Origin of the sequence: Pseudomonas frederiksbergensis (genome assembly GCF_900105495.1) — a bacterium.
Taxonomy (GTDB): domain Bacteria; phylum Pseudomonadota; class Gammaproteobacteria; order Pseudomonadales; family Pseudomonadaceae; genus Aquipseudomonas; species Aquipseudomonas frederiksbergensis.
Genome location: NZ_FNTF01000002.1, coordinates 6142152 through 6155095 on the forward strand (window position 1 = coordinate 6142152; position 12944 = coordinate 6155095).

Sequence of the window (12944 nt, forward strand, 5' to 3'; positions counted from 1 at the left end):
AGCCAGCACAATCATCGTGATGCCAGGTTATTGCGCTTCGATACGAAACCCGAACCGCGGAAAGTGCACATGCACCACACCCGCCCGCTCGTCTTCGCGACGCAGAATCAATTCTTCGCTACCCGCAAACAGCAACTCTCCCGCCACCGGATCAACGCCGTAATCGGTCGCAGCGATCACCACTTGCTGGCCTACCTCGAACCCGTTCGGCTCATCGAACTGCTCATCCGGCAATGCAGCCGGCGTGGCATTGCGTGCAACTTGAAGCGCCTCCTCAGAAGTCATCTCGCTGAACGCGCCATGACCGAAGCCCAACACGCGCCCCAGCCATGCCGAAACCGCTGGATAAGCATCGACCAACGGTGACGTGACGGGCGTGGCCTTAAGGAACCACAACGGATGGGCCAGGGCGAAGTCGGCAATCGACGGCTCGCCGAACAGGAAGTCGCCCTGTTCGCGCTGAAGCTGTTGCTCCAGACGCGCCATGATGGTCGGCCACTGATGCCGGGCCTGTTCAGCCGACAACCGTGTGGCGCTGCCACCGCTGAACAGGCCGGCGCGATCGGCCAGGAAGGCCTTGATCGCTTCAGGTGACAATTTACCGAAGCGCACCGCCACCGACGCCGGCTGGAACACCAGGCTGACCGCATGCTGGAACACCACCGAATCGGCCCACGCGGCGAAGGTCGCGGTGATCATTTCCTGACCTTCCGGAAAGAACGCCGGCAAGGCTTTTTCCTGCTCCAGACAACGTGCCATTAGCGCCGTGTCGCAATAAACATCAGCGCCAATCTGCAACACCGGCGTCTTGCGGTAGCCGCCGGTCAGCGCCGTCAGATCGGGTTTCGGCATCACTGGCGAGATGTTCACCGAACGCCAGGACAGTCCCTTGAAGCCCAGCAACAAGCGAGCCTTTTCGGCGAAAGGGGACGTCGGGTAATGATGCAGAATCAACTCGGACATGCTCGGTTCCGTCGCTCGGATAAGGAAACCGCAGCTTAGCGCGCAATCCGCACGCGGCCTACCCATCCGCCTGATGGGCGCTTATCAGTCAGATTGATAAGCCCGCAGCAGCACTCGCGACCAAACATTCCTTGGCGCTTTTCTTGAGCTTTTTGATCAGTCGCTCCTGACGCAGCGCTTCGCTTTTGTCGCGGCAGGCTTCGGTGTAGACCAGTGCGACGGCCGGGCTAGACAGGAAGAAGCGCGCGCCCTTGCCACTCTGGTGAGTGGCGAAGCGGCGCACGGGATCGTCGCTGATCCCGCAGTAGAGCGAACCATTGGCCGCGCGAACGAGGTAGACGAACCAGGGTTTGCTGACAGGCAGTGAGGGTTCGGCGGCATTGACGGAAGATTCGCTGGCGGTGTCCACGTGACGATCAAGGCTTGTAGGAAACAAGCCGCGATCTTATCAGCGACTGGCCTGGAATGCCTTCAGCCCCTTCAAGGCTTGAGCGCGCACGGCGTTTCTCACCACTGGCGTCCAGCCCAACAATAGCCCTTTGAAACCCAGCGCCTGTCGGGACCAGGCCCACAGATCGAAGCTGTCGTGATGCTCGCAAATCTTGCCGTCGCGAAACACGAAACGCGCCTGGATGTCGTTGACCACGGTGTTGCCGGTCTGGCTGAACAGGTACGTCGCCACCCAATGGGCACCGCCCGTGCGCTCATCGCTGCGCACGTTATCGAACGTCAGGGAAAAATCCTTGGCCCGAGTGGTGAGCATCCGCCACATGTCGCCTGCATCGCGGCCGTGCAATTCGCCGAACGCCGGATCACTGAACACCACGTCGTCGGTGTAACAGGCGCTCATGGCCTCGGCATCCAGCCGCTGGAAGGCTTGGTAGAACCGGGCGATCAAGGCGTTGTGGGTATCACTCATGGACAGGCTCTCTGGAATTGCAAAGTAGCTTCGAAAGATAGCCTGCAACGATAGTCAACAAATGCGCGGAACACTATCGGCATTCGCGGGCCGAATACCGACAGTGCGCAGAACGTCAGACTTTCTCGCTTTGAACCTGAACGTACAACGAACGCCCGGCACCGAGGCCGGCGATGATCGCGCCGAGGCCGATGACGCCGAAGATCCATCCCACAGCACTCCAGCCGCCGGTCCAGTCATGCACGATGCCGACCGCGAACGGGCCCATGGACGCCAGGGTGTAGCCGAAGCCCTGGGCCATGCTCGACAGGTTCGCCGCGACATGGGAGTCCCGCGAACGCAGCACGATCAGGGTCAACGCCAGACTGAACGCACCGCCCTGCCCCAGACCCAGCAGGATCGCCCAGCCCCACAAGCCTTCGATCGGTGCGTAAAGACAACCGAACAAGCCGCCAAGGGTCAGCAGCATGACGATGACGATCGCCAGACGCTGATCCTTGCCACGCGTCGCCAGCCATGGCGCCGCCAGTGAACTCGCCAACTGAACGATGACCGAGCCTGACAGCACCAGACCCGCCTGCGTCGGCGTCAGGCCGCGACCGATCAGGATCGACGGCAACCAGCCGAACACGATGTAGGCCAAAGAGGATTGCAGGCCCATGTAGAACGTCACTTGCCAGGCCAGAGGATCACGCAACAGACCGCGAACCCGATACGCGACGTTGTGCGCGCCGTGTTTCTGCCCGACTTGTGGCAACCAGAAAATCGCCGCGACCAATGCCGGAACCACCCAGAAGCCGAGGCCCAAGGCCCAACTCTTGTCGAAATGCTCGCTCAACGGCACGGTCGCGCCCGCGGCCATCGCCGCCCCCAGGCACAAGGCCATGGTGTAGACGCCGGTCATGGTGCCCGCGTGTTTCGCGAAGTCACGTTTGACGATGCCGGGCAGCAATACGCCGATCACGCCGATGCTCGCGCCGGCCAGCACGCTGCCGGCAAACAGGCCGATCTCGCCGAAAGAACTGCGCAGGATGATCCCGCCGGCCAGCATCAAGAGAATGCCCAGCACCACTCGCTCAGCGCCGAAACGTCGAGCCAGCACGGGCGCCAGCGGTGCAAACAAGCCGAGGCACAACACCGGCAACGTCGTCAGCAATCCGGCGTGGGCGGCCGACAAACCAAGGGTCTTCGACACCTCGCTGAGCATCGGTGCCATGCTCGACAGCGCCGGACGCAGGTTCAGCGCCACCAGAATCAGGCCCAGCAACAGCAGCCATGGCCGCCGCAGGACCGGGTGACTTTGCTGGACCTGTTCATCATCCGCTTCGGCGTCGATCAGCAGCGCTTCAAGCTCCGCCGTCCGCTTGGCTTGGGGGAGGCTGCTTTGGTTGACCTGCTGGCTGGACATGGGGTTCTCGGTTTCAAGGTTCATTGATCAACTGCCTCGACAGGGCTTTGGCCCGTTCCGGGTCGCGTTGCTCGACGGCATCAAGCAGTTCGATATGGAGGTCGAACACTTCTTGGCGTCGGGGGAAAATGTTCAGGGTCTCGCGCAATTGCGCACCGATGACACTGGAAAAATAGCGATACAGCTCGCTGAGGGTCGGGTTGTGTGCGGCGTCAACCAAGCGGCGGTGGAACACCAGATCGCAAGCGATATACGTGTCGAGATCGCCGTGGTAATGGCTGCCACTGACGCCCAACGCCTCGCGCAATGCCACCAGGTCTTCGTCGGTACGACGCAACGCGGCCAGGCCGATGGCCTCGACTTCCAGAATGTGCCGAGTCTCCCGGGCTTGCTCGTGGGAGCAACGGGACAACGCCTTCATGGTGTCGAGCGGATCGACCACTGCCCGCAGATAGCTGCCGTCGCCCTGACGGATTTCGATCAATCCGGAAAACGCCAGTACGCGCATGGCTTCCCGCACGGTGTTGCGGCTGATCCCCAGCTCGGCGGACAGCTCGGGTTCTGTGGGTAATCGCTGGCCGACCCTCCACACGCCTTCGTTGATGCGCAAACGCAACTGATCCAGGGCCTGATCGACCAGGGATCGCTTAATTAATGGAGAAATTTCTGACATAGGATTCGCCCTTTCATCCAATCATAGGATGAATTTTCTGACATGTTAGTCAGCTTCATGTAGGACGGCAACCGCCTACGTTCAAAGGGCAGGAGAAAGAGCGGGATTTTCGATTAGTCAAAATTACCCTTTAAGGGTAATTTTAGGGACAGGGCAAGCGGCCTCTTATGGAAAAGAACACACCCCATTACGACTTGGCGGTGATCAAAGCGGATGTCAGGCGACTTGGAGGCAAAGCATTCACCAGCAGTGCTAAAAACGGCGGCAGGGTTCTTGGCTTAAACCTCGTGGAGATGCAGGAGGTCATTTTCGAGCTCCAGGGAAAGATGCTGTACAAGTCGATGACCACCTATGACGATCATCGCGTCTGGCAAGACGTTTATCACATCAACTCATACGGTCTGGAGATTTATATCAAGGTGACGTATCGCCCCGGCGGTGGTCCACCCGTAATCTCCTTCAAGGAGAAATCCCAATGAAAACCCGGCAGTGTTTTAGCTGTGGAGCCCAGGAAGGAATGCGACATTTCGAGGGTCGCGGCGAAACCATGAGCGTCAAAGGTATGGAGCGCCGCGTAAATGATTTATCTGGCTGGGAATGCCAGATGTGTGGCGAGATCGAGTTAGACGACAGTTGTTCAGAGCGTCATTCAGATGCGGGCGACGAACTGGTTATCGCAGCAAGGCAGATGATCGGCGACGAGATGAAGCGAATCCGTCGCAAACTGCATCTGACGCAAAAAGAAACTGTGCAACTACTGTCCGGTGGCGGACACAACGCGTTTTCCCGTTACGAGCGCGGCGAAATACTTCCTCCGAAAACATTGGTGCTGCTGATGCGCCTGCTTGACCGCTATCCGCATTTGCTCGCCGATGTGAAATCACTGGGTGAAGGGGCGGATTTGAGGGGTTTCAAGCATACAGCGCACAAAGAGCACGAAACCCTCACTGTTTCCTGAGCGCAAAAAACAAACCCGGCGCGAGGCCGGGTTTGTTTCTACGAGTCAGCTGGCATCAATGCAAAATCTGGCTCAAGAACAGCTTGGTCCGATCATTCTGCGGGTTATCGAAGAAGTCGTTCGGCGCAGCCTGCTCGACGATTTCACCCTTGTCCATGAAGATCACGCGGTTGGCCACGGTGCGGGCGAAGCCCATTTCGTGGGTCACGCAGAGCATGGTCATGCCGTCTTCGGCCAGGCCGATCATGGTGTCCAGAACCTCTTTCACCATCTCTGGATCGAGTGCCGAAGTCGGTTCGTCGAACAGCATGATTTTCGGCTTCATGCACAAGGCACGGGCAATCGCCACACGCTGTTGCTGACCGCCGGACAGTTGCCCCGGGAATTTATGCGCCTGCTCCGGAATGCGTACGCGTTCCAGATAATGCATGGCGATTTCCTCGGCCTTGCGCTTGGGCATCTTGCGTACCCACATCGGCGCCAGCGTGCAGTTCTGCAGGATGGTCAGGTGCGGGAACAGGTTGAAGTGCTGGAACACCATGCCGACTTCACGGCGCACCGATTCGATCTGCTTGAGGTCGTTGGTCAGCTCCACGCCGTCGACCACGATGCGGCCCTGCTGGTGTTCTTCCAGACGGTTGAGGCAACGAATGGTGGTGGACTTGCCGGAACCCGACGGGCCACACAGGACGATACGCTCGCCCTGTTTAACGTTCAGGTTGATGTCTTTCAACACGTGGAACTGGCCGTACCATTTGTTCACGCCCTGCATCTGAATAATGCCTTCAGGGCTCACAGGCTTTTTGATTGCTTCGCTCATTTCAGAACTCCTAACGCTTGTGGCCAGTGTCGAGCTTGCGTTCCAGATGCATGGAATAGCGCGACATACCAAAACAGAAAATCCAGAACACCAGGGCCGCGAACACATAGCCTTCGGTGGCCATGCCCAACCATTTCGGGTCGGCGGCGGCTTGTTTGACGCTGTTGAGCAAGTCGAACAGGCCGATGATGATCACCAGGCTCGTGTCCTTGAACAGCGCAATGAAGGTGTTGACGATGCCGGGGATCACCAGCTTCAGGGCTTGCGGCAGAATCACCAGGCCCATGCTGCGCCAGTAGCCGAGGCCCATCGCTGCAGCCGCTTCATACTGACCTTTGGGAATCGCTTGCAGACCGCCACGCACCACTTCGGCAACGTAGGCCGACTGGAACAGGATCACACCGATCAGTGCCCGCAACAGTTTGTCGAAGTTCATGCCTTCAGGCAGGAACAACGGCAACATCACCGAGGACATGAACAGCACCGTGATCAACGGCACGCCGCGCCAGAATTCGATGAAGGTCACGCAGACCACACGAATCGCCGGCATGTTCGAACGACGGCCCAGCGCCAGGACGATACCCAGCGGCAATGCACCGGCAATACCGACAGTGGCGATCACCAGGGTCAGCATCAAGCCGCCCCACTGGCTGGTCGCCACCTGGGTCAGGCCGAAGACGCCGCCGTGCAGCAGGCACCAGGCAACAATCGGATACACCACCAGAAAGCTCAGCCCGTACACCGCTTTATGGTGAAAACGCGAGATGAACAACGGTGCCACGCCGATGACCGCCAACCATACGGTCAGGTCAACGCGCCAGCGCAAGTCCACCGGGTAGTAGCCGTACATGAACTGGCCGAAGCGCTGTTGGATGAACACCCAGCAGGCCCCCTCCTTGGTGCAGTCGGCCTGGCTGGTGCCGACCCAGTTGGCATCGAGGATCGCCCAGCTCAGGATCGGCGGCACCACCAGGTAGATCAGGTAGAACGCGAACAGGGTCAGCAGGGTGTTGAGCCAGCTGGAGAACATGTTGGCGCGCATCCACGCCACGACACCGATGCTGCGGTTCGGGGGCGGCATGTCAGGTTTGAAAGTATGAGTCGTCATGCGCTTTTCCTTACCGCTCGATCAGCGCAATGCGCTTGTTGTACCAGTTCATCAGCAGGGAAATGCTGATACTGATCGCCAGGTATACGCTCATGGTGATGGCAATCACCTCGATCGCCTGCCCGGTCTGGTTCAGCACCGTACCGGCAAACAACGAGACCATTTCCGGGTAACCGATACCGGCCGCCAGCGAGGAGTTCTTCGCCAGGTTCAGGTATTGGCTGGTCAGCGGTGGGATGATCACGCGCAGGGCTTGCGGGATGATCACCTTGCGCAGGGTCGGACCGTTGCGCAACCCCAACGAGTGCGCCGCTTCCGTCTGGCCGTGGCTGACCGACTTGATGCCCGAACGCACGATCTCGGCGATAAACGCCGCGGTGTATACGGTCAGGGCCAGGGTCAGCGCCAGCAGTTCCGGGATCAGCACCCAGCCACCGACGAAGTTGAAGCCTTGCAGCTTCGGCATTTCCCAGTGCACTGGCGCGCCGAAGATCAATGCGCACAGCGCAGGGATCACCAGGAACAGTGCCAGCCCAACCCAGAACTTGTGGAACGGTACGCCGGTCGCTTCGAAGCGTTTGGTCGCCCAGCGGCTCATCAGCACGATGGCGACAATGGCCACGACGATGCTGACCACAAACGGCCAGAAACCATCCGCAGCCAACGCGGCCGGCATGTTCAGGCCGCGACTGCTGACAAAGAAGGTGTCGCCGAAGTTATGGCTGTTGCGTGGCCCCGGCATGGTCAGGAACACCGCGAAGTACCAGAACAGGATTTGCAGCAGTGGCGGAATGTTACGAAAAACCTCTACATACACCGTCGCCAGCTTGGCAATGATCCAGTTCTTCGACAGCCGTGACACACCAACGATGAACCCGAGGATCGTCGCCAGGATCACGCCGATGAAGGTCACCAGCAGCGTGTTGAGCAAGCCGATGACAAACACCCGGGCATAGCTGTCCGATTCGGTGTAGTCGATCAGGTGTTGAGCGATGCCGAAACCGGCACTGCGCTCCAGAAAGCTGAAACCGGAGGTAATGCCCCGGTGCTCAAGGTTGGTCTGTGTGTTGTCGAACAGATACCAGCCCATCGAGACCACCGCCACGATGGTGATGATCTGAAATAGCCACGCACGCACTTTTGGATCGCTGAGGCTGAGCCTCTGCTTTGGTGCGCCGATTGAATTTTGCATGAAGTGCCCCGCAAAGAATGGAACAGAACATCACCCGGTGGTTGGCCCACCGGGTGATAGAACCATCAGCGCACTGGTGGTGCGTATTGAATGCCGCCGTTGTTCCACAGAGCGTTCAGCCCGCGGTCGATGGCCAGTGGAGTGCTCTTGCCGAGGTTTTTCTCGAACACTTCACCGTAGTTACCCACTTGCTTGACGATCTGCACGACCCAGTCTTTCTTCACTTTCAGGTCTTTGCCGTATTCACCGTCAGCGCCCAGCAGACGAGCAACGTCCGGGTTCTTGGTGGCTTTGGCTTCAGCTTCAACGTTTTTCTGGGTGATGCCCATTTCTTCAGCGTTGAGCATCGCGAACAGGGTCCACTTGACGATGCTGAACCACTCTTCGTCGCCTTTACGCACGACCGGGCCCAGAGGCTCCTTGGAGATGGTTTCCGGCAGAACGACGTAGTCGGTCGGGGTCGCCAGCTTGCTGCGTTGTGCGTAGAGCTGGGATTTGTCGGAGGTCAGCACGTCGCAACGACCGGATTCCAGCGACTTGGCGCTTTCATCGGAGGTGTCGAAGGTGATCGGGGTGTATTTCAGACCGTTACCGCGGAAGTAATCGGAAACGTTCAGCTCGGTCGTGGTACCGGCTTGAATGCAGATGGTGGCGCCGTCGAGCTCTTTAGCGCTCTTCACGCCCAGCTTGTTGTTCACCAGGAAGCCGATGCCGTCGTAGTACGTCACGCCGGCAAACACCAGGCCCATGCCCGAATCGCGGGAGCTGGTCCAGGTGGTGTTACGCGACAGCACGTCGATTTCGCCGGACTGCAGCGCGGTGAAGCGCTCTTTGGCGTTCAACTGGCTGAATTTGACCTTGGTCGCGTCGCCGAATACGGCAGCGGCCACAGCGCGGCAGACGTCGGCATCGATGCCGATGATCTTGCCAGTCGAGTCTGGAACCGAGAAGCCCGGCAGACCATCACTTACGCCGCACTGTACGAAACCTTTCTTCTGCACTGCATCCAGGGTTGCACCCGCCTGAGCGAACCCACTGACACCGAGTACTGCGGCTGCAGTCACGATAGCCAGGGTGGATTTCAACATCTTCATTCAAACCTCCAGTTTTGCTCTTGTTGTGTCGGAGCTTGAGTCCAGTCGCACCCTTATGAGGCGTTGTTGACCCGTGTTGGCTTTTTTTGGGGTCAACCGACGTAAGACCTGCGCTATGAGTCTAGTAGGAGAAAATCCACATCATGGACAACTCACTTCTCACCAATCGGCCGAACGGGCTGTAGCCCTTTCACGTTCGCGAAGCCCGTAGCGGCCACTGGCGAACATCCATCACCGGATTCTTTGCTATCCCACCGCCAGCAGTACACTGATAGTGTTACCGCAAGGCGCGAGATGGGTTGCACCGTTTCCCCATAGCAAAGCCCGTACCAGACCGCTCGCTGAAGCGATTACGCGACAGGTCAATAGCAAAACTTGTAGCCTTGCGACATCTTCTTAACTGATCAACCAGGCACGCACTCAGACCTCGCACTCAATGAGCGCGCCTGCACAATATTGGAGCAACCATGACCGAGCCCTTGATTCTTCAGCCCGTCAAGCCCGCAGACGCCTGCGTTATCTGGCTGCACGGCCTGGGCGCCGATCGCTACGACTTCCTGCCGGTGGCAGAGGCGTTACAGGAAACCCTGCTGACCACCCGCTTCGTTCTCCCCCAGGCACCGACCCGCGCCGTGACCATCAATGGTGGCTACGAGATGCCGAGCTGGTACGACATATTGGCCATGAGCCCGGCGCGCGCGATCAACCGCGAGCAGCTGGAAGCGTCCGCGCAAAGAGTCTTTGATTTGATCGAGGAGCAGCGCGCCAGCGGAATAGACGCCTCGCGAATCTTTCTGGCAGGTTTTTCCCAGGGTGGCGCGGTGGTGCTGCACACCGCTTTCCTGAAATGGCAGGGGCCGCTGGGTGGCGTACTTGCCCTCTCGACTTATGCGCCGACCTTCAGCGATGAACTGGAGCTTTCCGCCAGCCAGCAGCGCATTCCCGTGCTGTCTTTGCACGGCCAGTACGATGACGTCGTTCAAAACTCCATGGGCCGCACCGCTTATGAGTATCTAAAGCAGCATGGTGTCACCGTGACATGGCAGGAATACCCAATGGGTCATGAAGTGTTACCCGAGGAAATTCGCGACATTAGTGTCTGGCTCGCCGAGCGCTTGCGTTAACTGTTTATGTGAAAAGCAACCCATTGATCCATCCCCCTACGCCGCGCCCGATTCTTGCATTACACTGGCCGGCGTATATTCCTTAACCAATCGATGAGATGACCGTGCTCAAAGCACTCAAGAAAATGTTCGGTAAAAGCGAGACTGAGCAGCTCGCGCCAGTCTCCAGCGCTCCGTCTCACCACCCCAGCCACCGCACCGACGGTAGTCAGTCTGGCCGGACCGCCACCGTAGCGGTACCGAAGCACGAGCCGATCACCACACCGGCCGTCCAACCCGTTGAGGCCCAGGCCTCTGAAGAACCGGGCAACGAAGCTGCGAAACCTGCCCGACCGCGTCGCGAACCCAAGCCCAAAGCACCGGTCATCCCCTGGAAACTCGAAGACTTCGCCGTCGAACCCCAGGAAGGCAAAACCCGTTTCCACGATTTCAAACTCGCCCCCGAACTGATGCATGCCATCCAGGACCTGGGCTTCCCGTATTGCACGCCGATCCAGGCACAAGTCCTCGGCTTCACCCTGGCCGGCAAAGATGCCATCGGTCGCGCCCAGACCGGCACCGGCAAAACCGCTGCCTTCCTGATTTCGATCATCACCCAGCTGCTGCAAACCCCACCGCCGAAAGAGCGTTACATGGGTGAGCCGCGGGCACTGATCATCGCGCCGACCCGGGAACTGGTGGTGCAGATCGCCAAGGACGCGGCCGACCTGACCAAGTACACCGGCCTCAACGTCATGACGTTCGTCGGCGGCATGGACTTCGACAAGCAGCTCAAGCACCTCGAAGCCCGTCACTGCGACATCCTCGTCGCCACACCGGGCCGTCTGCTGGACTTCAACCAGCGCGGCGACGTGCACCTGGACATGGTCGAAGTCATGGTCCTGGACGAAGCCGACCGGATGCTCGATATGGGTTTCATCCCACAAGTGCGTCAGATCATTCGCCAGACTCCGCCGAAGAACGAGCGTCAGACGCTGCTGTTCTCCGCGACCTTCACCGAAGACGTGATGAACCTGGCCAAGCAATGGACCACCGAGCCGTCGATCGTCGAGATCGAGTCGCAGAACGTGGCCAGCGAAAACGTCGAGCAGCACATCTACGCGGTCGCCGGTGCCGACAAATACAAACTGCTCTACAACCTGGTCAACGACAACGGTTGGGAGCGGGTGATGGTGTTCGCCAACCGCAAGGATGAAGTGCGGCGCATCGAAGAACGCCTGGTGCGCGATGGCGTCAACGCCGCGCAACTGTCCGGCGACGTGCCGCAGCACAAGCGCATCAAGACCCTGGAAGGTTTCCGCGAAGGCAAGATCCGCGTCCTGGTCGCCACCGATGTGGCCGGTCGCGGCATTCACATCGACGGTATCAGCCACGTGATCAACTTCACCCTGCCGGAAGTCCCGGACGACTACGTGCACCGCATCGGCCGTACCGGTCGTGCCGGCGCCGATGGCGTGTCCATCAGTTTTGCCGGTGAAGATGACTCCTACCAGCTACCGTCCATCGAGGCGCTGCTGGGTCGCAAGATCAGCTGCGAAACGCCACCGACGCATCTGCTGCGGGCGGTTGAGCGCAAGCGCCCGTAACGCGGGTCGCACTAAAAGAGGCGCAGCCGGAAACGGACTGCGCTTTTTTTTCGTCCAGTTTTTTCAACAGGCTTGCTCGAGACAACTAAATGTCCATAATAGACAAATTAGTTTACTTTCAGCTCCCGGAGCCGACCATGCCCAGTACGCCTTACGTGATCACCCAACCTCAAGCTCGTGAGCTGCTGGCGCAGGTCGACGTGCCGCAGATCCTGCGCAAGCTGTTCCGCGACCTGGCCGCCGGCCAAGCCGTACAACCGGCGCAGCAGCTGGTGGAGTTTCCACAGGGCGCTGGCGACTTCATCAACTACCTGGGCGTGCTGGCCGAAGACGGCGTTTACGGGGTCAAGACCTCGCCGTACATCGTGCGTGAACAAGGCCCGCTGGTGACCGCCTGGACGCTGTTGATGTCGATGCAGACCGGCCAGCCGCTGTTGCTCTGCGATGCCGGTGAACTGACCACGGCACGCACCGCCGCAACCACCGCCGTGGCGGTCGACGCCCTCGCCCCGCTGAAGGCGCAGCGCCTGGCGATTATCGGCAGCGGCAAGGTCGCCCAGGCGCACGTGCACTACGTCAAAGGCCTGCGCGACTGGCAGAGCATCAGCCTCTACTCGCCGAGCCTGAGCGACAAAAATCCCGAGGTATTGGCGCAGCTCAAAAGCCTCGATCCGCGCCTGAGCATCCTCGACAGTCTTGAAGCAGCAGTTCAAGACGCCGACGTGATCATGCTCTGCACCTCGTCCGCAGGCCCGGTGATCGACCCGACAAGCTTGAGCAAACCGGCGCTGATCACCTCCATCAGCACCAACGCACCACGTGCCCACGAGGTGCCGCCGCAGAGCCTCAATGACATGCAAGTGTTCTGCGACTATCGCCTGACCACCCCGGGCTCGGCCGGCGAGATGCTGATTGCCGGTGAACAATATGGCTGGGACAAAAACGCGATCATCGGCGACTTGCCCGACCTGCTCAGCGAAAAAGTCCAGCGCCCTGGCTACGACCGCCATGTGTTCTTCCGCTCCATTGGCCTGGGCCTGGAAGACATCGCACTGGCCAATGCCATCTACCGCCTACAGCACTAACACCACAAATCGAC

General features: G+C 59.4%; 14 protein-coding genes. 5 read left to right on the forward strand and 9 right to left on the reverse strand.

The window, feature by feature from the left end; translation table 11 throughout:
* Positions 1-27: 27 nt before the first annotated feature.
* From BLW70_RS28845 to BLW70_RS28865, 5 genes are all read right to left on the reverse strand, one after another.
* Positions 28-963, reverse strand: coding sequence for a glutathione S-transferase family protein (locus tag BLW70_RS28845; RefSeq protein ID WP_074879976.1), 936 nt, complete (start codon positions 961-963; stop codon positions 28-30).
* Positions 964-1051: 88 nt separating this feature from the next.
* The gene (locus BLW70_RS28850; protein WP_074879979.1) at positions 1052-1372 is read right to left on the reverse strand and encodes a GIY-YIG nuclease family protein; all 321 of its coding nucleotides are present in this window, start codon (positions 1370-1372) and stop codon (positions 1052-1054) included.
* Positions 1373-1411: 39 nt separating this feature from the next.
* Positions 1412-1882, reverse strand: coding sequence for a nuclear transport factor 2 family protein (locus tag BLW70_RS28855; protein WP_074879983.1), 471 nt, complete (start codon positions 1880-1882; stop codon positions 1412-1414).
* 115 nt (positions 1883-1997) lie between these two features.
* Positions 1998-3314 (reverse strand): CynX/NimT family MFS transporter, encoded by a 1317-nt coding sequence (locus tag BLW70_RS28860; protein WP_074879986.1) that lies wholly within the window; start codon positions 3312-3314, stop codon positions 1998-2000.
* Positions 3304-3963, reverse strand: a complete 660-nt coding sequence (locus BLW70_RS28865) for a FadR/GntR family transcriptional regulator (RefSeq protein WP_074879989.1) — start codon at positions 3961-3963, stop codon at positions 3304-3306. The genes BLW70_RS28860 and BLW70_RS28865 overlap by 11 nt, the downstream gene beginning before the upstream one ends.
* Positions 3964-4130: 167 nt before the next feature.
* Between BLW70_RS28865 and BLW70_RS28870 the strand changes: the two genes are divergently transcribed.
* Both BLW70_RS28870 and BLW70_RS28875 read left to right on the forward strand, forming a co-directional pair.
* The gene (locus BLW70_RS28870; RefSeq protein ID WP_074879991.1) at positions 4131-4442 is read left to right on the forward strand and encodes a type II toxin-antitoxin system MqsR family toxin; all 312 of its coding nucleotides are present in this window, start codon (positions 4131-4133) and stop codon (positions 4440-4442) included.
* Positions 4439-4921, forward strand: coding sequence for a type II toxin-antitoxin system MqsA family antitoxin (locus BLW70_RS28875; protein WP_074879993.1), 483 nt, complete (start codon positions 4439-4441; stop codon positions 4919-4921). The genes BLW70_RS28870 and BLW70_RS28875 overlap by 4 nt, the downstream gene beginning before the upstream one ends.
* 55 nt (positions 4922-4976) lie before the next feature.
* Here BLW70_RS28875 and BLW70_RS28880 read toward each other — a convergent pair whose 3' ends face one another.
* From BLW70_RS28880 to BLW70_RS28895, 4 genes are all read right to left on the reverse strand, one after another.
* Positions 4977-5741, reverse strand: coding sequence for an amino acid ABC transporter ATP-binding protein (locus BLW70_RS28880; RefSeq protein WP_074879996.1), 765 nt, complete (start codon positions 5739-5741; stop codon positions 4977-4979).
* A gap of 10 nt (positions 5742-5751) precedes the next feature.
* Positions 5752-6849: an amino acid ABC transporter permease gene (locus BLW70_RS28885; RefSeq protein ID WP_074879998.1), complete on the reverse strand. Its 1098-nt coding sequence runs from the start codon at positions 6847-6849 to the stop codon at positions 5752-5754.
* 10 nt (positions 6850-6859) lie between these two features.
* Positions 6860-8041, reverse strand: a complete 1182-nt coding sequence (locus BLW70_RS28890) for an amino acid ABC transporter permease (RefSeq protein ID WP_074880001.1) — start codon at positions 8039-8041, stop codon at positions 6860-6862.
* Between the two features lie 65 nt (positions 8042-8106).
* Complete coding sequence (locus BLW70_RS28895) at positions 8107-9135, reverse strand: amino acid ABC transporter substrate-binding protein (protein WP_074880005.1); 1029 nt, start codon at positions 9133-9135, stop codon at positions 8107-8109.
* 467 nt (positions 9136-9602) lie between these two features.
* Here BLW70_RS28895 and BLW70_RS28900 point away from each other — a divergent pair, with 467 nt between their 5' ends.
* The 3 genes from BLW70_RS28900 to BLW70_RS28910 all read left to right on the forward strand — a co-directional run bounded on the left by BLW70_RS28900 (position 9603) and on the right by BLW70_RS28910 (position 12930).
* Complete coding sequence (locus BLW70_RS28900) at positions 9603-10259, forward strand: alpha/beta hydrolase (RefSeq protein ID WP_074880008.1); 657 nt, start codon at positions 9603-9605, stop codon at positions 10257-10259.
* 98 nt (positions 10260-10357) lie between these two features.
* A complete protein-coding gene (gene rhlB, locus BLW70_RS28905) occupies positions 10358-11845 on the forward strand; it encodes an ATP-dependent RNA helicase RhlB (protein ID WP_074880011.1) in 1488 nt (495 codons plus the stop codon).
* 137 nt (positions 11846-11982) lie between these two features.
* On the forward strand, positions 11983-12930 hold the full coding sequence (locus BLW70_RS28910) for an ornithine cyclodeaminase family protein (RefSeq protein WP_074880013.1): 948 nt from the start codon (positions 11983-11985) through the stop codon (positions 12928-12930).
* Positions 12931-12944: the final 14 nt, after the last annotated feature.

Excerpts from the sequence above, each read along its gene's own strand:
- BLW70_RS28845 (WP_074879976.1), bottom strand. The coding sequence starts at position 963 with ATGTCCGAGTTGATTCTGCATCATTACCCGACGTCCCCTTTCGCCGAA.
- BLW70_RS28855 (WP_074879983.1), bottom strand. The coding sequence starts at position 1,882 with ATGAGTGATACCCACAACGCCTTGATCGCCCGGTTCTACCAAGCCTTC.
- BLW70_RS28860 (WP_074879986.1), bottom strand. The coding sequence starts at position 3,314 with ATGAACCTTGAAACCGAGAACCCCATGTCCAGCCAGCAGGTCAACCAA.
- BLW70_RS28865 (WP_074879989.1), bottom strand. The coding sequence starts at position 3,963 with ATGTCAGAAATTTCTCCATTAATTAAGCGATCCCTGGTCGATCAGGCC.
- BLW70_RS28870 (WP_074879991.1), top strand. The coding sequence starts at position 4,131 with ATGGAAAAGAACACACCCCATTACGACTTGGCGGTGATCAAAGCGGAT.
- BLW70_RS28875 (WP_074879993.1), top strand. The coding sequence starts at position 4,439 with ATGAAAACCCGGCAGTGTTTTAGCTGTGGAGCCCAGGAAGGAATGCGA.
- BLW70_RS28880 (WP_074879996.1), bottom strand. The coding sequence starts at position 5,741 with ATGAGCGAAGCAATCAAAAAGCCTGTGAGCCCTGAAGGCATTATTCAG.
- BLW70_RS28885 (WP_074879998.1), bottom strand. The coding sequence starts at position 6,849 with ATGACGACTCATACTTTCAAACCTGACATGCCGCCCCCGAACCGCAGC.
- BLW70_RS28890 (WP_074880001.1), bottom strand. The coding sequence starts at position 8,041 with ATGCAAAATTCAATCGGCGCACCAAAGCAGAGGCTCAGCCTCAGCGAT.
- BLW70_RS28895 (WP_074880005.1), bottom strand. The coding sequence starts at position 9,135 with ATGAAGATGTTGAAATCCACCCTGGCTATCGTGACTGCAGCCGCAGTA.
- BLW70_RS28900 (WP_074880008.1), top strand. The coding sequence starts at position 9,603 with ATGACCGAGCCCTTGATTCTTCAGCCCGTCAAGCCCGCAGACGCCTGC.
- rhlB (WP_074880011.1), top strand. The coding sequence starts at position 10,358 with ATGACCGTGCTCAAAGCACTCAAGAAAATGTTCGGTAAAAGCGAGACT.
- BLW70_RS28910 (WP_074880013.1), top strand. The coding sequence starts at position 11,983 with ATGCCCAGTACGCCTTACGTGATCACCCAACCTCAAGCTCGTGAGCTG.